17 protein-coding genes are annotated in these 18,157 nt (G+C 67.7%); 9 read left to right on the plus strand and 8 right to left on the minus strand.

The features are described 5' to 3' along the window. Nucleotides 1-47: 47 nt before the first annotated feature. Entirely contained in the window at nucleotides 48-1,346 is a 1,299-nt protein-coding gene (locus V4U86_RS17065; RefSeq protein ID WP_395307140.1) for an HNH endonuclease signature motif containing protein, read from the minus strand. Nucleotides 1,347-1,562: 216 nt separating this feature from the next. Then, nucleotides 1,563-3,494 (minus strand): flavin-containing monooxygenase, encoded by a 1,932-nt coding sequence (locus V4U86_RS17070; RefSeq protein ID WP_395307141.1) that lies wholly within the window; start codon nucleotides 3,492-3,494, stop codon nucleotides 1,563-1,565. A gap of 83 nt (nucleotides 3,495-3,577) precedes the next feature. Here V4U86_RS17070 and V4U86_RS17075 point away from each other — a divergent pair, with 83 nt between their 5' ends. Further along, the gene (locus tag V4U86_RS17075) at nucleotides 3,578-4,180 is read left to right on the plus strand and encodes a TetR/AcrR family transcriptional regulator (RefSeq protein WP_395307142.1); all 603 of its coding nucleotides are present in this window, start codon (nucleotides 3,578-3,580) and stop codon (nucleotides 4,178-4,180) included. A 4-nt stretch (nucleotides 4,181-4,184) separates the two neighbouring features. Here V4U86_RS17075 and V4U86_RS17080 read toward each other — a convergent pair whose 3' ends face one another. Continuing rightward, nucleotides 4,185-5,441, minus strand: coding sequence for a cytochrome P450 (locus V4U86_RS17080; protein ID WP_395307143.1), 1,257 nt, complete (start codon nucleotides 5,439-5,441; stop codon nucleotides 4,185-4,187). 84 nt (nucleotides 5,442-5,525) lie between these two features. On the opposite strand from V4U86_RS17080, the gene V4U86_RS17085 reads away from it, so the two are divergent. Together V4U86_RS17085 and V4U86_RS17090 are read left to right on the plus strand one after the other, a co-directional pair. Further along, a complete protein-coding gene (locus tag V4U86_RS17085; RefSeq protein WP_395307144.1) occupies nucleotides 5,526-6,068 on the plus strand; it encodes a TetR/AcrR family transcriptional regulator in 543 nt (180 codons plus the stop codon). After that, nucleotides 6,052-8,262, plus strand: a complete 2,211-nt coding sequence (locus tag V4U86_RS17090) for a glycoside hydrolase family 3 C-terminal domain-containing protein (RefSeq protein WP_395312089.1) — start codon at nucleotides 6,052-6,054, stop codon at nucleotides 8,260-8,262. Before V4U86_RS17085 ends, V4U86_RS17090 begins: the two co-directional genes overlap by 17 nt. On the opposite strand, the gene V4U86_RS17095 is transcribed toward V4U86_RS17090, so the two are convergent. Beyond that, the gene (locus V4U86_RS17095) at nucleotides 8,243-9,415 is read right to left on the minus strand and encodes a CaiB/BaiF CoA transferase family protein (protein ID WP_395307145.1); all 1,173 of its coding nucleotides are present in this window, start codon (nucleotides 9,413-9,415) and stop codon (nucleotides 8,243-8,245) included. The genes V4U86_RS17090 and V4U86_RS17095 overlap by 20 nt on opposite strands. A 54-nt stretch (nucleotides 9,416-9,469) precedes the next feature. Between V4U86_RS17095 and V4U86_RS17100 the strand changes: the two genes are divergently transcribed. Both V4U86_RS17100 and V4U86_RS17105 read left to right on the plus strand, forming a co-directional pair. Further along, nucleotides 9,470-10,594 (plus strand): phosphotransferase, encoded by a 1,125-nt coding sequence (locus V4U86_RS17100; RefSeq protein WP_395307146.1) that lies wholly within the window; start codon nucleotides 9,470-9,472, stop codon nucleotides 10,592-10,594. 25 nt (nucleotides 10,595-10,619) lie between these two features. Next, nucleotides 10,620-11,165: a TetR/AcrR family transcriptional regulator gene (locus V4U86_RS17105; protein ID WP_395307147.1), complete on the plus strand. Its 546-nt coding sequence runs from the start codon at nucleotides 10,620-10,622 to the stop codon at nucleotides 11,163-11,165. Here V4U86_RS17105 and V4U86_RS17110 read toward each other — a convergent pair. Beyond that, entirely contained in the window at nucleotides 11,152-11,631 is a 480-nt protein-coding gene (locus V4U86_RS17110) for a MarR family winged helix-turn-helix transcriptional regulator (RefSeq protein WP_395307148.1), read from the minus strand. The genes V4U86_RS17105 and V4U86_RS17110 overlap by 14 nt on opposite strands. Nucleotides 11,632-11,731: 100 nt before the next feature. Between V4U86_RS17110 and V4U86_RS17115 the strand changes: the two genes are divergently transcribed. The 4 genes from V4U86_RS17115 (at nucleotide 11,732) to V4U86_RS17130 (ending at nucleotide 15,549) form a co-directional block, all read left to right on the plus strand. Further along, on the plus strand, nucleotides 11,732-12,991 hold the full coding sequence (locus tag V4U86_RS17115; RefSeq protein ID WP_395307149.1) for a multidrug effflux MFS transporter: 1,260 nt from the start codon (nucleotides 11,732-11,734) through the stop codon (nucleotides 12,989-12,991). 238 nt (nucleotides 12,992-13,229) lie between these two features. Then, complete coding sequence (locus V4U86_RS17120; protein ID WP_395307150.1) at nucleotides 13,230-14,717, plus strand: aldehyde dehydrogenase family protein; 1,488 nt, start codon at nucleotides 13,230-13,232, stop codon at nucleotides 14,715-14,717. Continuing rightward, nucleotides 14,714-15,136, plus strand: a complete 423-nt coding sequence (locus V4U86_RS17125) for a nuclear transport factor 2 family protein (protein WP_395307151.1) — start codon at nucleotides 14,714-14,716, stop codon at nucleotides 15,134-15,136. The genes V4U86_RS17120 and V4U86_RS17125 overlap by 4 nt, the downstream gene beginning before the upstream one ends. After that, nucleotides 15,133-15,549 (plus strand): nuclear transport factor 2 family protein, encoded by a 417-nt coding sequence (locus V4U86_RS17130; RefSeq protein WP_395307152.1) that lies wholly within the window; start codon nucleotides 15,133-15,135, stop codon nucleotides 15,547-15,549. Before V4U86_RS17125 ends, V4U86_RS17130 begins: the two co-directional genes overlap by 4 nt. 8 nt (nucleotides 15,550-15,557) lie before the next feature. On the opposite strand, the gene rlmN is transcribed toward V4U86_RS17130, so the two are convergent. The 3 genes from rlmN to frr are packed head-to-tail and all read right to left on the minus strand — an operon-like array spanning nucleotide 15,558 to nucleotide 18,141. Next, entirely contained in the window at nucleotides 15,558-16,655 is a 1,098-nt protein-coding gene (gene rlmN / locus V4U86_RS17135) for a 23S rRNA (adenine(2503)-C(2))-methyltransferase RlmN (protein ID WP_395307153.1), read from the minus strand. Nucleotides 16,656-16,714: 59 nt separating this feature from the next. Then, nucleotides 16,715-17,584, minus strand: a complete 870-nt coding sequence (locus tag V4U86_RS17140) for a phosphatidate cytidylyltransferase (RefSeq protein WP_395307154.1) — start codon at nucleotides 17,582-17,584, stop codon at nucleotides 16,715-16,717. Beyond that, nucleotides 17,584-18,141 (minus strand): ribosome recycling factor, encoded by a 558-nt coding sequence (gene frr, locus V4U86_RS17145; RefSeq protein ID WP_395307155.1) that lies wholly within the window; start codon nucleotides 18,139-18,141, stop codon nucleotides 17,584-17,586. Before frr ends, V4U86_RS17140 begins: the two co-directional genes overlap by 1 nt. Between the last annotated feature and the right edge of the window lie 16 nt (nucleotides 18,142-18,157).

The raw sequence follows: 18,157 nt of genomic DNA on the forward strand, positions 1-18,157 counted from the left end.
CGCGTGTGCGGGTTCGCTGTGGAGTTGTCAAGGTGCCTGTGGCTGGGTTATGCGGCGGTGGGTAGGTCGGTCATGGTGCGTCGGGCGTGCGAACGCAGCCGCGCCGGTTCAGGTCCGGCCGGGTCGTGGGGTGCGATGAACCAGGGGTGGTGGTCGGGGCCGAGGTAGACCTGCCAGCCGCCGTGGTGGATGGCGGTGTGGTGGCTGCGGCAGAGCAGCACCCCGTTGTCCATACAGGTGCTGCCTCCGCTGTTCCAGGGTTGGATGTGGTGGGCGTCGCACCAGGACACGGGCCTTCCGCAGCCGGGGAATGCGCAGCCACGGTCACGTACCGCCAAGCCTTTTCGGATGATAGGGGTGAACAACCGTTCGGAGCGCCCGACGTCTAGCGGCGCACCGGCGTCGTCGACGGTTACCGCGGTGAGGGTGCTGTCACAGCAGATCAGATCGGCGGTGAGCGCGCTGACCGGCCCGGTGAAACCGAGGCTGTCGACACCGGCGGGCCGGATCAGGGTGACGTGCGGCAGCACACCCCCCGACATCGGGCGCTGCTGGCCGGACAGATAGGTGCGCAGCACCTGACCCAACGCATCGGCGCGGCGCCGCCGGGTGGGCCGCGGGTCCGGCGATCCGTCCGGCAGCGGAACCGGCCGGCACAACGGATCCAGCGCCGCGAACAGTTCCTCCCCGGTGAGCGCATCCAGATCCAGAGTCGCCGCGACGCGTCCTTCGTCGGTCTGGATCAGCGTCATCTCGTTGAGGTCAGTGTTCTCGGCGATCGGCACCGCGCCTGCGTCGCCCGGCACCGTCGAAGCACGCTCGATGGCGATCTCGCGGGCCTTCTTGCTCACCTGCGCCGGGGTGGTCTGAATCATCAGCTTCGTCACGACCCTGGCCCGGTCCTCCTCCGACAGAGGGGTCCGGTTGTGGATGTGGGTGATCCCGCGCCCGACCGCGTCGGCGAACTCGATACCCACTCCGCCGAGGCGCTGCTGGCCGGTCAGGGCGGGCAGGGCGGGTGCTGCACGGCCCACCCGTACCGCCCGCTGCGCCGCGCCGGGGGCCACTCCGAGACTGGTGAGCAGATCGGCTCCGGTACGTAGGTGCCGGCGCGCCGGGACCCCGAGCCGTTCGGCGGCCGTAACCGCTTGGGCGATCACATGGTCGAGCAGGTTGCGGGCGGTGACTGCGGCCACCAGCACCGCCAGCAGCGAGGGCTCATCGACCAACCGGGGACAGTCCAGCAGATGAAACAACGTGCGCTCGGCATCGTCCTCCGGGACAGCGGTGACGGCGAGATCATCGATCAACGTATCGACGAACGTGTCCAGATGAATGGCGTCCATGACGGATACCGACTTTCACAGAAGGTGCCCAAAGGCACGATCAGGCAACACGGTCCGCACAGTCCCGCAGGACCATCGAACCCCTCGGCGACCGGAGTCGCAGTCTGAAGCTCACCGTGGAGCACTGGGAGCAACATCGCATTCGAACTTGTGTTCGACACTACACCCGAAAGCCCAGGCGCGCAAGTGATGTATCAGGACATCGGTGACGGCCGATCAGCCCAGCACGTGATCCTCGTCCGCGAGAGCACGGGTGCGCTTCCAGTACTCGACCGACCCGAACGGGCTGAGCACGTACACGCCACCGTCGGGTGACTTGTACCAGGAGTGCTCGATGGACGGGTGCCCCCACATCAGGGTGGCGACCTCGTCCTGCAGTTCCCGGTTGTAGCGCGCATAGGCTTCGGCGGTGGGTTCGATGCTGCGCCCGCCCCGCTCGATCACGGTCCGCAGCGCCGCGCCGATGTAGCGCATCTGGCATTCCAACATGAAGATGACACTGCCGGCGTGAGCCAGTGCGGTGCCCGGACCCGCCATCATGAAGAAGTTCGGGAAGCCGGGCACCGAGATGCCGTTGAAGGCTTCGGGTTTACCGTCCCACACCTGCGAGATCGGAACACCCTCCCGCCCGATCACCTCCATCGGGCACAGCACCTCGGAGGCCCGGAATCCGGTGGCCAGCACGATGATGTCGACCTCGAACTGATCGGTGGCCGTGCGGATGGACTTCTCGTCGATACCGATGATCGGGTCGTTGCAGAACGTCACGTGCTCCCGGCGCAGACACCGCAGCCAGCTTCCGTTGTCCTGCAGCATGCGTTTGGCCATCGGCGGGTACTGCGGGGTGACCTTTTCGGCGAGGTCCGGGATGTCGCCGACCTGATCGTTGATCCAGTTGGCGAAGATCTCGCGCCGCGCGGCGCTGGCCTCGTTCGCGGTCCGCGGGAAGTCGTGCCAATCCGGGTCAGCGCGAACAAGTTCCAGCATCTTGTCACTGGACTGCCACATCAGCATGAAGCGGTACCAGCGGGAGTAGCCGGGCAGGTGCCGCATCGCCCAGCGTTCGCCGTCGGTCACGCCGGCGTGGTAGCGCGGGTTGGGCGCCATCCACTGGGGCGTGCGCTGGAAGACCACCAACTCGTCGACGTCGTCGACGATGGCGGGACCGATCTGGAAGCCGCTGGCCCCCGCACCGATAAGGGCCACCCGCTTACCGCGCAGATCCACCTCGTGGTCCCATCGCGCCGAGTGGAACGCCGGTCCCTGAAACCGTTGCAGCCCGGGCAACTCCGGGATCATGGGCCGGTTCAGGAAGCCGACACCGGAGATGACGGCCGTGGCGGTCCGGTCTTCGGTGCTTCCATCGGCGCCGCGCAGCGTCACCGACCAATGCCCCGACTCGTCGTCCCACCGGGCGCGCACCACCTCGCGGCCCCAGCTCACGTGCGTGCCGATGTCGTGGCGGATCATGACCGACCGGAAGTAGTCGTGGAGTTCGGGCTGACGCGTGTAGTACGCGGTGAAATCGCCGACGTGCTCGAAGGAGTACGAGTAGAAGTGACTGGCCACGTCGACCCGGCAGCCCGGGTAGCTGTTCTCGAACCAGGTGCCGCCGACATCGGGGTTCTTCTCGACGACCTCGAACGGAATGCCGGCCTCCTTCAGCCGGATCGCCGCGAGCAGGCCCGACGCACCCAGACCGATGATGAGCACCGAGAATCCCGGCGGCGGGCTCAGCCCATCCGGTCCGGCGATGGCACGGGGGTTGCCGCCGCCGAGGTCCATCTCTTCCAGGTACAGCGCGGCGTTGTCGTCGGGCACCGGTTCGCAGGCTATCCAGTCCATGAGTTCCCGGATCAGATCGGTACTCAGCGACGGTGTTTCCGGGCAGCCCGCGTCACGCCAGGCGCAGATCTCGCGATGCGCGCGGCGACGCAGCAGCGCCTTGCCGTCCTCGTCGATCAGGCCCTGAAACTCGTTCTGCACGAACTGGACCGGGCGGACCGGACCGCGGATGACGGACGGATCACCGGTGATCTGGACAACCGAGGCGATCAGGGCAGGCACCGACAGTTGCTCGAGTGCCGCGGCGATGGTGTCGTCATCGACGTCGACGATGGAGTGCGTGGCGAGGTGACGCGCGGGCATGGGAACCTCCGTATCGACACGGCCAAGTGTCACTTATGACACTCATGAGTGTCAACAGGCGCGGCCCAGGCTAAACTCCGACGGTGCCCAAGACCGCCACAGTGGCCGAAGCCAAGCGCCAGGCCACGGTCGACCACATCCTCACCCTGGCCCGGCGATCGGTGCTGCAGAACGGCCTGGATGTCACGATGGATCAGCTCGCCGAGGTCACCGGGGTAAGTCGACGGACGCTGTTCCGACTCTTCGAATCCCGCGAGAAACTGCTCGGGGCTGCATTCGAGGCCGGCATGAGCGGCTACCTGCGGGGCCTGCCCGCCTACCAGGCCGGCGATCCCGCCGACTGGCTGCGCGACACCTGCGACACCGCCCACCGGATGAACTCCACCATCGGTCCGGGATTCTTCGAGCTGGCATCGCGCCGGAACCTGCCCGCCGACCTGGCTGCCGCAGAGCGGCGGCGCCGCAACGACTTCCGGGGCGCCATGGCCGACATCGCCGCCACCCTGTGGCGCTCCGCCGGCGGCAGGGACGCTGCTCCCGACACCCTGGTCACCACCGTGACGGCGCATCTGAGCCCGCACTTCACCGCAGCCCTGATCGTCGACGCCGACCATGACTGGCAGGCCGCCGCCGATCTCGCCTACCGCGCGATCAGCGCGGCGCTGGCCGCCGAACTGAGCGGCTGAGCCGTCACTGCACGTGCGCGGGCAGCCGCTTGATGCCGTGTACGAAGCTGCTGTACAACAGATCCGGCTCGCCGAGCTCGATGGTCTTGAGCCGGGTCAGCAACTCACGGAAGATGTTGCGCAGTTCGCTCTTGGCCAGCTGGTTGCCCAGGCAGAAATGTGGCCCGCCCCCACCGAAACCCACCTGCGGGTTCGGTGAACGGCTCAGGTCGAACCGCTGCGGGTCGGCGAACACGCTCTCGTCCCGGTTGGCCGAACAATAGAACAGGCCGACCTTGTCCCCGGCGCTGATCTGCTGACCGGCAACCTCGACGTCCTGGGTGGCGAACCGGGCGAACTGCAGCACCGGGGTGGACCAGCGCACGAACTCCTCGGTGGCCATCCCGATCCGGCCCTCGAAATCCTCCATCAGCCAATCTCTTTGGTCCGGATTAGCAGCCAGCGCGAGCATCGCATGCGTGGTCGTCTGCTTGGTGGTGTCGTTGCCCGCCGAGGCCAGCAGGATCAAGAAGGCCCCGATCTCCTCGTCGGTGAGCCGGTGCCCGTCCACCTCGGCGTTGACGATGGCGGTCATCAGGTCATCGCCCGGGTTGGCGCGGCGAAACTTTGCCAGCTCCACCCCGGTACCCGAGATCAGCATGATCTCGTTGACGGTGTCCATCGCCCGCTCCTCCAGCGAGGAGTACTCGTCATCGCTCATGCTGAACAGCTTTTCGGCCGCCTTGGCCAGCGCAGGCTGGTCCGCGGGAGGCACCCCGAGCATGTCCGAGATCGTCCGCATCGGCAGTTGCGCCGAGCAGGCTTCGACGAAATCGATGTCACCGGCACCGATCAGATCGTCGACGATGGCGACGGCGTTGGCGTGGATCTGCTCCTCGATGCGGCGCACATTGCGCGGGGTGAACGCCGAGCTGATCAGCCGCCGGTAGGTGGTGTGCTCGGGCGGATCCATGCCCAGGAAGAACGTCGCGAACTTCTGCACCTCGGCGGGCATCGGATCGAGTGCCACCCCCAGAGTGGAGGTGAACAGTTCGGGATTCTGGCTGGCGAACTGGATGTCCGCCCGGCGGGTCAGCGCCCAGAAACCGGGCTCCTCGATGTCGAACAGGGTCGGCAGCGGCCGATGCCAACTCACCCCGTCCTGCGCCCGCAACTGCGCGAAGGTCTGGTCGCGGACGTCGAAGGGCCGGCTCCAGAAGTTGTGGGACGTGATGTCGAACGGGCTGTATTCGCGTGCCTGCGGGGCGCTGGCAACTGTCACGGCGATTCCCTCCTACGGGCGTGCAACGACGGCGTTGCGCTCATTTAGCGTGACAGTACGTCGATAATTTGTAAAGGTATAGCGATGCCGGAGGCAACACCCGCGGATGCGGAGAACAGCACCCGCGAGCGGATTCTGGCCGCCACCGCCCAGGTGCTGGGCAACCATGGGATGACCAAGCTCAGCCTCTCCGAAGTGGCCGCCCAGGCCGGGGTGTCGCGCCCCACCCTGTACCGCTGGTTCGCCTCCAAGGACGAGCTGCTCGACGCCTTCGTGGTCTGGGAGCGCAAACACTACGACCGCGCGGTGGCCCGGGTGCCCGCCGAACTGAGCCCCGACGAACGCCTCGACGCGACCTTGCAGATCATCGTGGACTACCAGCGGTCCTATCCCGGGTTGCGGATGGTCGACATCGAACCCGCGCATGTCATCGCCCGGCTGGCTCAGTTCATCCCGCTGATGCGGGAGCGGTTGGAGCGCCTGACTCCCGGTAGTGACGCCGCGGTGGCCGCGGCCACCGCGATCCGGGTGGCCATCTCGCACTATCTGGTCCGCAGTGACGACGGCGACGAGTTCCTGGCGCAGCTGCGGCACGCGGCGAGGGTGAAGAATAGGAACGGTGACTGAGCACCTCACCCTCGCCGAACAGGCCGCACTGGGCAGCGGCGCGACATTCTGGACCACCAAGACGGTCGGCGATGTCCCGGCGATCCTGCTGACCGACGGTCCACATGGAGTGCGTAGACAGGCCGGCAGCGCCGACCATCTCGGCCTGGCCCGCAGCCAACCGGCGACCTGCTTCCCGCCCGCCGTCGGGCTGAGCCAGACCTGGGATCCCGAACTCGTCGAACGCATCGGCGCAGCACTGGGGGTCGAGAGCCGGGCGCTCGGTGTGCACGTGCTGCTCGGTCCCGGGGTGAACATCAAGCGGGATCCGCGCTGCGGACGCAACTTCGAGTACTTCTCCGAAGACCCATTGCTCGCCGGTGCGCTCGGGGCCGCGTGGGTGCGCGGGGTGCAGAGCCGCGGCGTCGGCGCATCGCTGAAGCACTTCGCAGTCAACAATGCCGAGGACGACCGGATGCGCTCGAGCTCGGCCGTCGACGAACGCACCCTGCGCGAGCTGTACCTGCGCGCCTTCGAACACATTGTCAAACAGGCCCGGCCCGCGACGGTGATGTGCTCCTACAACCGGATCAACGGGGTGTACGCCGCTGAGAACCGCTGGTTGCTGACCGATGTCCTGCGCGGCGAGTGGGGTTTCGACGGTGCCGTCGTCAGCGACTGGGGCGCGGTCCGCGACCGGGTGGCAGCGGTGGCCGCCGGGCTGGACCTCGAGATGCCGTCCAGCAACGGGGTGACCGACGCCGACGTCGTCGCCGCCGTCGAGTCGGGGACCCTCGATGCGGCCGCGGTGGCCCGCGCCGCGGAACGGGTAGCCGGCCTGGCCGCCCGGGTCACCGGAAACGATTCCGGCCCAGCCACCTTCGATGCCGAGGCCCATCACCTGCTGGCCCGCGAAGCCGCCGCGCGGTCGATCGTGTTGTTGAAGAACGACGATGATCTGCTACCGCTGGTACCGTCCTCGATCGCGGTCATCGGCGGGTTCGCGGTGACCCCGCGGTTCCAGGGCGGCGGCAGTTCCCACGTGAATCCGACCCGGGTGGATGTGCCGCTGGAGGAGATCCGCCGCCACGCCGGCGAGCATGCGGTCAGTTACGCCGAGGACCTGACCGCCGAGACGCTGTCCGCTGCAGCCGATGCCGATACCGCGGTGGTGTTCCTCGGCCTGGCCGCCGAGGAGGAGTCCGAGGGTTTCGACCGCACCCATATCGACCTGCCCGCCGAACAACTGCACCTGCTGTCGGCCGTGGTGCAGGTGCAACCGCGCACCGTCGTGGTGCTGGCCCACGGCGGGGTCCTGCGACTCGACGAGGTGGCCGGGCTGGCCCCGGCGATCCTGGACGGCGCGCTGCTCGGCCAGGGTGGTGGCGGTGGCATCGCCGATGTGTTGTTCGGCGCCGTCAACCCGTCCGGGCGACTCGCCGAGACGGTGCCGGTGCGATTGCAGGATTCGCCGGCCTACCTGAACTTTCCTGCCGAGGACGGGCGAATCCTTTATGGGGAGCGTGTTTTCGTGGGATACCGGTGGTACGACGCCCGCGATGCGGCGGTGATGTTCCCGTTCGGACACGGGCTGTCCTACACCACCTTCGAGTACACCGATCTGTCGGTGGATGCGCACGCCGACGGGCTCACAGTGCGGGTGTCGGTGGTCAACACCGGCGCCAGGACCGGCCGCGAGGTGGTGCAGGTATACGCCGGGTTGCCGGTCTCCCGGGTGGCCCGACCGCCCCGCTGGCTGGCCGGATTCACCGATGTGACGCTGGCTCCCGGGGAACTGCGTGAGGTCCGGATCCCGGTGCCCCGGGACGAGCTCGGGTACTGGGATGTGCGGGCCGGGCGCCGGCTGGTCGAGTCGGGCGACTACACCGTTGCCGTCGGGGCGTCGAGCCGGGATCTTCGGCTGCACACCGCCGTCGGCGTGTCCGGCGATGCTCCCCCGGCGCTCCCGTTCACCCCGGATTCCACCCTGGCGGAGTTGCTCGACGACCCGGTGGCCGGACCGATCGTGGCCGACTTGCTGGCCGCGACCGGCCAGCAGGCACCCACTGCCGGCCCTTCGACTGCGATAGGCACCGACCTGATGCGGATGCTCGGCTCCATCCCGATCGGACGGCTGGTGTCGTTCAGCGGGGGCGCGTTCAGCCGGGACCAGCTCGACGGTGTGCTGGCGACGGTCAACCGTCAGCGGTCCTGAGTTCGGCGAGGATCTGTTCGGTGTGCTCGCCGAGTTCGGGGGCCGGGCCGCGCGGCCGCCACGGGGTGGCCGAGAAGTCGGCTGGGCTCGCCACCATCGGCGTGCTCGAATCTCCTTCCGGCACATAGACGATTCCGCCGGCAGCGTGGAACTGTTCATCGGCCACCACATCGTCGAGCGAGTTGATCGGTGACCAGAAGAAGTCCGGTTCGCCGGCGAACACCGCAGCCCATTCGGCGAGCGTCTTGGTGGCGAAGACGGTGTCGAGTTCGGCGATGATCTCCCGGGAATTGGTGAACCGGTCCCGTGGCGTCGGGTAGCGGGTGAGCCACTCGGTGCGGCCCACCGCCCGGCACAGCGGCGGCCAGTGCCGGTCGACGTCGAGCCCGACGATCCAGAATCGCTTGCCGTCGGCCGCGGTGTAGTTGTTCATGCACGGGTTCGCCATGGTCTCGCGCTGCCCGATGGCGACCTGCTGTCCGGACATCAACAGGGTGTTGAGGTCGAAGCTCACCGTGTACGCACCCTGGCGGTAGAGCGAGGTGGTGACGAGTTGACCTGTGCCGGTACGGGTCCGGGCGAGCAACGCCGCGCACACCGCGGCCGCCAGCGTCATCCCGGCGGAGTGGTCGCCCATGCCGCCGCGCTGGAACGGCGGGGTGTCACCGGGGCGGGTCAGCAGGTCGGCGATGCCCGCGCGGGCCCAGAACGCGGCGACGTCGTACGCCGCGCGCCCGGCGTCCGGGCCGTCGGTGCCGTAACCGGTGATCAGCCCGTACACCAGTTGCGGGTTGTGGGTGGCCACCGTCGCGAAATCCAGTCCGAGCCGGCTCAATGCGGGCGGCCGCACATTGGTCAGGAAAACGTCTGCGCCGGCCATCAATTCGACGGCGGTCCCCCGACCCTCCGGGGTGGTCAGGTCGAGCACGATGCTGCGCTTGGACCGGTTGTCCATCTGGAACGGCGGGTTCGAGGCGCTGCCCAGATCAGAATCCAGGCCCATCATCCGGCCGAAGGAGCGCGCCGGGTCTCCGCCGGGCGGTTCGATCTTGACCACGTCGGCACCCCAGTCGGCCAGGATCGCCCCCGCCGCGGGCGCCGCCACCCAGACCCCGAGTTCCACCACCCGGAAGCCCTCCATCGGACCAGTCATTGGAAATCCCATCACAGCGCTTTACAATTTCGTTTTGATTTGTAAGCTTGCACGATGCCTCCGCAGGTCAGCAGCGTCGCCCCGGTGTTCGGTCTGGCCGCACATCTCGGGCGCGGATTGCAACGTATCGCAACCGACGCCGTCTTCGGGCGAACGCGCGCCGTCCCCCGACGCGTCGCCGATCTGGACCCGGACTATCTGTCCGGCCTGCTCGGACGCCGGGTCACCTCGGTGTCGCTGCTCGACGGGGACGCCGGCACCTCCGCGCGCGCCCGGATGGCCCTGACCGGAGACGATGTGCCGGCCTCGGTATTCGTCAAGATGCCCGCCGAAACGGTCGCCACCCGGTTGATGGGGGAACTCGGGCGCCTCGCCGACACCGAGGTCCGGTTCTATCGGGAACTGTCCGGCCAATTGGCCGATGTGCCGACCTGCCACGGCGCGACCTTCGATCCGGTGACGGGACGGTTCGTGCTCGTGCTCGAAGACCTGGCCGCCGCGGGGTCCTGTGAGTTCCCCGACACTCTGCATCCGCTCGACCCGGACCGCGCGACGCTGATCGTGCAACTGCTGGCCCGGGTGCACGCCACGTTCTGGCAGCGATTGGACCCCTACCCCTGGGTGTACTCCGCGTCGGCGGACGCGACCTCACTGTTGACCGGCTCATTGGCCAACGCCGCGGCGCGCAAGCTGGAGGGGCGCACCGAGATCCCGGTACGCGCCGGCCAGTTCATCATCGACAACTACCGCACGGTGGCCGCCCTGATCGACCGCGGGCCGCACACCGTCATGCACGGCGACGCGCATCCGGGAAATGTGTACTTCCGCAACGGAAGCGCCGGCCTGCTGGATTGGCAGGCGGTGCGCCGGGGTCATCCGTCCCGCGAGTTGGCGTACACGTTGATCACCGGTATGACCACGGCCGAGCGGGTGCAGACCCAACGCGATCTGCTCGACGTCTACCGCGCCGAGCTGCGCGCCGCCGGGGGGCCCGAGATCGATCGCGAGCAACTCTGGCAACGGTTCCGCCAGGGTGCGCTGTACGCCTACATCGCGACGCTGATCACCGCCGGGATGGGCGGCATGCAGGACGAGAACATCGCGGCCAAGGGGCTCGCCCGGTCGGTGGCCGCACTGGAAGATCTCGACACGGTTTATGCACTGAAGGCTTCGATGTGATGGCACACCCTCTACCATCGGTACCGTGAACAAGTCGCTGTCCGCGCACGCCGACGCCGCCGAGGACACCTCGACGCGGCGCCGGATCCTTGCCGCGACGGCCGAAGTGCTCGGACGCAACGGGCAGACCAAGTTGAGCCTGTCCGAGGTGGCGTTGCAGGCCGGGGTGTCCCGGCCGACGCTGTACCGGTGGTTCGCCTCCAAGGAGGAATTACTGGAGGCCTTCGGCGATTACGAGCGCGAGATGTTCGACACCGGCATCAGTACCGCGACCGCGGGCCTGCGCGGCACCGAAAAGCTTGATGCGGCACTGCGATTCATCGTCGAGTACCAGCAGTCCTATTCCGGCGTCCGGATCATCGACATCGAGCCCGAGGTGGTCATCGCCCAGCTGAGCCACGTGCTCCCGGTGATGCGGGCCCGGCTGCTCAAACTGCTCAGCGGTTCCAACGCCCAGGTGAAGGCGTCCACCGCGATCCGGGTGGCAGTGTCGCACTACATCGTCCGCAGCGACGACGAAGGACAGTTCCTGGCTCAGCTGCGGCATGCGGTGGGGCTCAAGCAGAGTTAGACCGCCCCGGCCGGGTCGCGGCCACCTGAACGGCCAACTCCCGCAGCGTCGGGGTTGCCGCCAGCAGTACGTCGATGGCCCCGCGGGGCAGTTCGGCCAGCGCGGTGCTGACGGTGCGGACCACGACGTCCTCGATCGCGTCGCGATCGTCGGCCGCCCGCGCAGTGGGGTGCAGCAACGACACCCGGCGGTCGGCGGGATCGGCGCGCTTTTCCAGCAGCCCTCGTCCGCACAGTCCACGCACCGCGGCGCTGACGTTGCTCGGCTGCATCGCCACCGCGGACGCGACCTCCGACACACTGCGGCCCGGCTCGTCCATCACCGCACGCAGGACCAGCAGTTCGGAGGCCGGCAACGGATCGAGCCCGACCTGGGCCGGTGCGAACCGCGAGATCCGCCAGGACAGATCGTGCAGCGTCACCGCCAGGTCGCGAATGCGGGTGGTGTCTTCCGTCACTTCGGCCATAGCCTATTTTGACATACGTTTTCAGAAATACATATTCTGTTATACATATCTGGGCTGGCGCTCGACCGGGCCGGGAATCGACGACTTCCGAAGGGGTCCCATGCGTTCTGCCACTGCCTTGCCCGGTGCGCCCTCGATGGGTTTGATCGCCGTACTGGCACTGCTCAACGCCGTCACCCCGTTCGCGATCGACATGTACCTGTCCGCCTTCCCACAGATGGCCGTCGACCTCGACACCCCCGCCACCTCGGTCCAGCTGACACTGACCACGTTTCTGATCGGCCTGGCCGTCGGCCAACTGGTGATCGGATCGCTCTCGGACCGGTACGGCCGCCGCAAACCACTGGTCGTCGGCACCATGGCCTGCCTGGTCGCGAGCATCCTGTGCGCCTTCGCCCCGACCGTCGAAATCCTCATCGGCCTGCGGTTCGTCCAGGGCGTCGGCGGGGCCGCCGGAGTCGTCATCGCCCGCGCCGTCATCGCCGATCGCGCCCGTGGATCGCAGGCCGCCCGACTGTTCGCGGTGATGATGCTGATCGGCGTGCTCGCTCCGCTGACCGCGCCCATCATCGGCGGGGCCATCGTGACCAGCCTCGGCTGGCGCGCGGTCTTCGGGGCACTCGCGCTGTTGTGCCTGCTGATGCTGCTGGGCGTGTTGTTCGCGGTCAAGGAGTCGCTGCCGGCGGAACTCCGCCGGCCCGGCGGCATCAAGGCGCTGGCGTCGAGCACCCGCAGCGTGCTGACCAACCGCTTCTACATCGGTTACACGCTGACCATGGCGTTCACCTCGGCCGCGATGTTCGGCTACATCTCCGCGTCACCGTTCGTGCTGCAGAACATCATGGGCCTGTCCCCCGGCCACTACTCGCTGACCTTCGGCGCCTGTTCGCTGGCCGTGGGGGCCGGCACCGCGGTGGCGGCCCGCCTGGTCGAGTCCCGAACGCCGCGCCGGGTGCTGATGGGCGGGGTCGCCGCCATGGTCGTGGTCAGCGCGCTGCTGCTGGTCACCGTCACCATCGGCGGTGTCCCACACTGGCCCACGGTCGCCCTGATGGCCTGCTTCATGGGCTGCATGGGGTTCATCTACTCCAATGCGGCGATGCTTGCCACGACCGAGGTGCGGCACGCCGCCGGTACCGGATCGGCGGTGCTGGGCTTCCTGCAGTACGGCACCGGCGCGTTGGCCGCGCCGCTGGTCGGCCTGGCCGGTCAGCACAGCGCCGTGCCGATGGGCTGGACGATGTTCGGTGCCGCGCTGGCCGCGGCGGCGGCGCTGTTCCTGCTCACCCGCGGGCACGTGCCCGTCGACGAAGCCGAAGAGGCCGAGCAGGCGCTGGCCGGGTCAGTCGCTGCCGAGTAACCCGAACCAGGAGTCGGTCAGATCTTCAGGCAGGTCGGGCGATCGATCAGCCAACCACGCCGAACTCACTGCCGCGACAGGTATTCGAACTCTGGGGACGACCGCACGCCGATGGCGAACCGCCGTTGCACGACCTCGAACTCGGCCCGGGGTCAGCACTCTACGAACGTAGAGAATCGGATCCGTGAAACTTGCGATCTCGCTGACATTTCGTCTGAGATTTGTAAAGCTGTGGGGCATGACCGAGGTGCAGACTGAAAGCGGCGTGCTGGCCGGCGAACAACGGATGCTGATCGACGGGGAGCTGCAGTTCACCGGCAGCGGGGCGACCTTCGACGTCGTCCACCCCGCCAGCGAACAGGTCGCCGGTCAGGCCACCGACGGGACGGTCGAGGACATGGCGCGCGCGGTCGGCGCGGCCCGGCGCGCCTTCGACGAGACCGACTGGAGCCGCGACCTCGATTTCCGCTATCACTGCATGACCCAGTTGCACGAGGCACTCGAACGCAACAAGGAGCGGCTGCGCCGGATCCTGATCACCGAGGTGGGCTGCCCGGTCACCGTCAGCGGCAGCCAGATCGAGAGCCCCATCGAAGAGGTCAAGCACTGGGCCGAGCACGGACGGAATTTCCAGTACCTGGTCGACAACGGTGTGCACGAGACCCCCCTGGGCCCGGCCCGGCGCAAGATCCACTACGAGGCGGTCGGGGTGGTCGGCGCGATCACCCCCTGGAACGTGCCGTTCTACCTCAACATCGCCGAGACGGTGCCGGCGCTGATGGCCGGCAACACCGTCGTGCTCAAGCCGGCCCAGCTCACCCCGTGGTCGGGCACCGAGTACGGCCGCATCGTCGCCGAGGAGACCGACATCCCGGCCGGAGTGTTCAACGTCGTGTCGTCCAACGCCAACGAGGTCGGCGCCGCGCTGTCCGCGGATCCGCGGGTGGACATGATCACCTTCACCGGGTCGACGGCGACCGGCCGGGCGATTCTGGCCGCCGGAGCCCCGACCGTGAAGAAGACGCTGCTCGAACTCGGCGGGAAGTCGGCGCACATCGTCCTCGACGATGCCGATCTGTCCGCGTCGCTGCCGCTGGCCGCCATGATGGCGTGTGTGATGAGCGGGCAGTCCTGCATCCTGCCGTCCCGGATCCTGTTGCCCCGCAGTCGCTATGACGAGGGTTTGGAGATCCTCAAGACCATGATGGAGGGTTTCCCGGTCGGTGACCCGTGGACCCCGGGCAACATGCAGGGCCCGCAGATCAGCGCTGGCCAGCGCGACAAGGTGCTCGGCCTGATCCGCAGCGGCATCGATTCCGGCGCCCGCCTGATCACCGGCGGCGGCATCCCGGAGAACCTCCCGGTCGGGTACTACACCCAGCCCACCCTGCTCGCGGACGTGGACCCCGACTCGCAGGTGGCTCAGGAGGAAATCTTCGGCCCGGTGCTGACCGTCACGCCTTACGACACCGACGACGAGGCGGTCGCCATCGCCAACAATTCCATCTACGGCCTGTCCGGTGAGGTCAGCAGCGGTGACGTCGACCGGGCCTTCGCGGTGGCCACCCGGATGCGCACCGGCAATGTCACCATCAACGGCAAGAGCCACTTCGGCATCAACAGCCCGTTCGGCGGCACCAAGCAGAGCGGCCTGGGCTACCGCAACGGCGAAGAGGGCTACAGGGAGTACCTGGACGCCAAGACCATCGGCATGCCGGACCAGTGACGGCCGCGGCCACCCTGGAGATCGAGAACCTGCTCACCCGGTACTGCCGCGCCGTCGACTCCAAGGACTGGGCGGCCTACCGCGCAATGTTCACCGACGACGCACGGGTGGACTATTCGGCGGCCGGACTGGTGGTCGGCAGCGTCGAGGATGCGGTGCGCTATCTGGGCCGCCACCAGCAGGCCATCTCGGTGGGCATGCACTACGTCACCAACATCGACGTCACCAACATCGACGTCACCAACATCGGGGCCACCGACGACGGTGACACCGCCACGGTGATCGCCATGTGGTTCAACGCCGTCACGCTGCCGGGCTCCGAGGACGTCCGGTTCTTCTTCGGCCGCTGGCACGACGATCTGGTGCGCACCGAAAATGGCTGGCGCATAAGCAATCTGGTATTGGAGGTACTGGGATGAGCGAGGTCGAGGACCAGCTGGAGATCCGGGCACTGCTGGCCCGCTATGCGCGCGGCGTGGACACCAAGGACTGGGACACCTACCGCTCGGTGTTCACCGAGGACGCGCACATCGACTACTCCTCGGCCGGCGCAGCCGTCGGGAGCCGCGAAGAGGTGATCAACTGGCTCTCAGCGGGTTTCGCGACGATCCCGTGGAGCATGCACTACATCACCAATGTCGAGGCGGACATCGACGGGGACCGGGCGACGGTGCGGGCCATGTTCTACAACCCGATGCAGTTGCCGGGTATGGACGCCCAGAGCGCATGCGGCGGCTACTACCACCACGAACTGGTGCGCACCGCCGACGGCTGGCGCAGTGCCAGCCTGCGGGAGGAGAACGTCTGGTTCAGCAACCCGCCGGCGCGCTGAGCGCAGCCTCAGCCCTCGGCGGCGAGCTGCCCGCAGGCGGCGGCGATCTCGCGGCCGCGGGTGTCGCGCACCGTGCAGGACACGCCCTTGGCCAGCACTCGTTTCACGAATTCCCGCTCGACCGGTTTGGGACTGGCGTCCCATTCACTGCCGGGGGTGGGGTTCAGCGGGATGAGGTTGACGTGCACCAGCGGCCCCAGCTTGCTGTGCAGCTTCTTACCGAGCAGATCGGCCCGCCAGGGTTGGTCGTTCACATCCCGGATCAATGCGTACTCCACCGACACCCGGCGCCCGGTGACGTCGGCGTAGTAGCGCGCCGCGTCGAGCACCTCGTCGACCTTCCACCGGTTGTTCACCGGCACCAGGGTGTCGCGCAGTTCGTCGTCCGGAGTGTGCAATGACAATGCCAGCGTCACACCCAGCTTCTCGTCCGCCAGCTTGCGGATGGCGGGCGCCAGACCGACGGTGGAGACCGTCACTGAGCGGGCGCTGATGCCGAACCCTTCCGGGGCCGGCGCGATGATGCGCTTGACGGCTGCCAGTACCCGGTTGTAATTCGCCAGCGGCTCCCCCATGCCCATGAAGACGATGTTGGACAGCCGCCCGTCGTGCTCCTCGCGCATCGCATAGGACGCCGCGCGCACCTGTTCCAGGATCTCGGCGGTGGACAGGTTGCGTTGTAGACCACCCTGCCCGGTGGCGCAGAACGGGCAGGCCATCCCGCAGCCGGCCTGTGAGGAGATACACACGGTGTTGCGCTGCGGATAGCGCATCAACACCGATTCGAAGGTGGTGCCGTCCTGCGCACGCCACAGCGTCTTGCGGGTCTCCCCGGCGTCGCACTGGACCTGGCGGGCCGGGGTGATCAGCGTCGGGAACAGCGCCTCGGAGACCTGCTCGCGCACCGCGGCGGGCAGGTCGGTCATCTGGTGCGGGTCGGCGATCAGGCGCCCGTAATACTGGTTGGCCAGCTGTTTGGCACGGAATTTGGGCAGTCCGAGCTCGGCCACGGCGGCAGCGCGGCCCTCGGCATCGAGGTCGGCAAGGTGCCGCGGCGGCAATGCGCGTCGCGGAGCGTCGAAAACGAGTGGAAGGGAGGTGGCCATGATGTCCGCCCAGTATCTCATCACCGCCGCCGAAACCGTGATTTGCGGAGTTCAGAACCTCAGACGAGCAGCGTGAGCACGATCCATCCGATGACCGCCGCCGGCAGCATGGCGTCGATGCGGTCCATGATCCCGCCGTGGCCGGGCAGCAGCGTCCCCATGTCCTTGATCGCCAGATCCCGTTTGACCTGGGATTCGACCAGGTCGCCGAGGACACCGGTGATCACCAGCAGCACGCCGAGAGGGACACCGACCCAGCCCGGCTTGTCCAGCAGGAACATCACGATCAGCACGGCGGCGGTGACACCGAACACCAGCGATCCGCCGAGGCCCTCCCAGGACTTCTTGGGACTGATTGCCGGGGCCATCAGATGCTTGCCGAACAGCACCCCGGCGACGTAGCCGCCGATGTCGGCGAAGACGACGGTGGCGATCACGGTGAACACCCGCGCGCCGCCGTCCTCGGCGAAGATCATCAGCGCGGTGAACGCGGCGAACATCGGCACCCAGGTGGCCAGCAGCACGGTGGCGGCGATATCGCGCAGGTAGTTGACGGGCTGCTGGTCCAGGCCGTGGCCGATGAGCCGCCACACCATGCAGACGACGACGGTGCCGCCGTAGGCGCCGAGCAGACCGGCCGCACCGAAGGGCCAGGTCAGCCAGATCATGGCCTGTCCGCCGAGCAGCAGTGGCACGGTGGGCAGCACGTAGCCGTGCTCACGTAATCGGCGGATGACCTCGTGGGTGGCGATCGCGATGGCCACGGCCAGCAGCGGCAGCCACCACAGCGGCGCGAACAGCAGGGTGCCGATGGCCATGGCGCCGAGGACGACGCCGACGGCGATGGCGGCCGGCAGGTCACGACCTGCGCGCGATTGTTTCTTGGGTGGTTCGGCGTCTACCACAGGCATGCCTTGCTGAAAGGTCATCAGACCTCCAACAGCTCGCCTTCTTTGTGTTTGACCAGCTCGTCGATCTGCGCGACGTAGTTCCCGGTGGTCTTGTCCAGATCCTTCTCGGCGCGACCGACCTCGTCCTCGCCGGCCTCGCCGTCCTTCTTGATCCGGGCCAGCTCCTCCATCGCCTTGCGGCGGATGTTGCGCACCGACACCTTGGCGTCCTCACCCTTGGACTTGGCCTGCTTGACCAGGTCCCGGCGACGCTCCTCGGTGAGCTGCGGGATCGAGATGCGGATGACGTTGCCGTCGTTGGACGGGTTGACGCCGAGGTCCGAGTTGCGGATGGCGTCCTCGATGGGCTTGAGCTGGCTGGCCTCGTAGGGCTTGATGACCACCAGGCGCGCCTCGGGCACGTTGATGCTGGACAGCTGGGTGACCGGGGTCGGAGAACCGTAGTAGTCGATGTTCAACCGGGAGAACATGCCCGGGTTGGCGCGGCCGGTGCGGATCGACGCCAGATCGTCGCGGGCCACCGCTACGGCCTTCTCCATCTTCTCTTCGGCGTCGAAGAGGGTCTCGTCGATCACGGGTTCTCCTTAGATG

The organism is Mycobacterium sp. AMU20-3851 (genome assembly GCF_043974665.1).
GTDB lineage: Bacteria > Actinomycetota > Actinomycetes > Mycobacteriales > Mycobacteriaceae > Mycobacterium.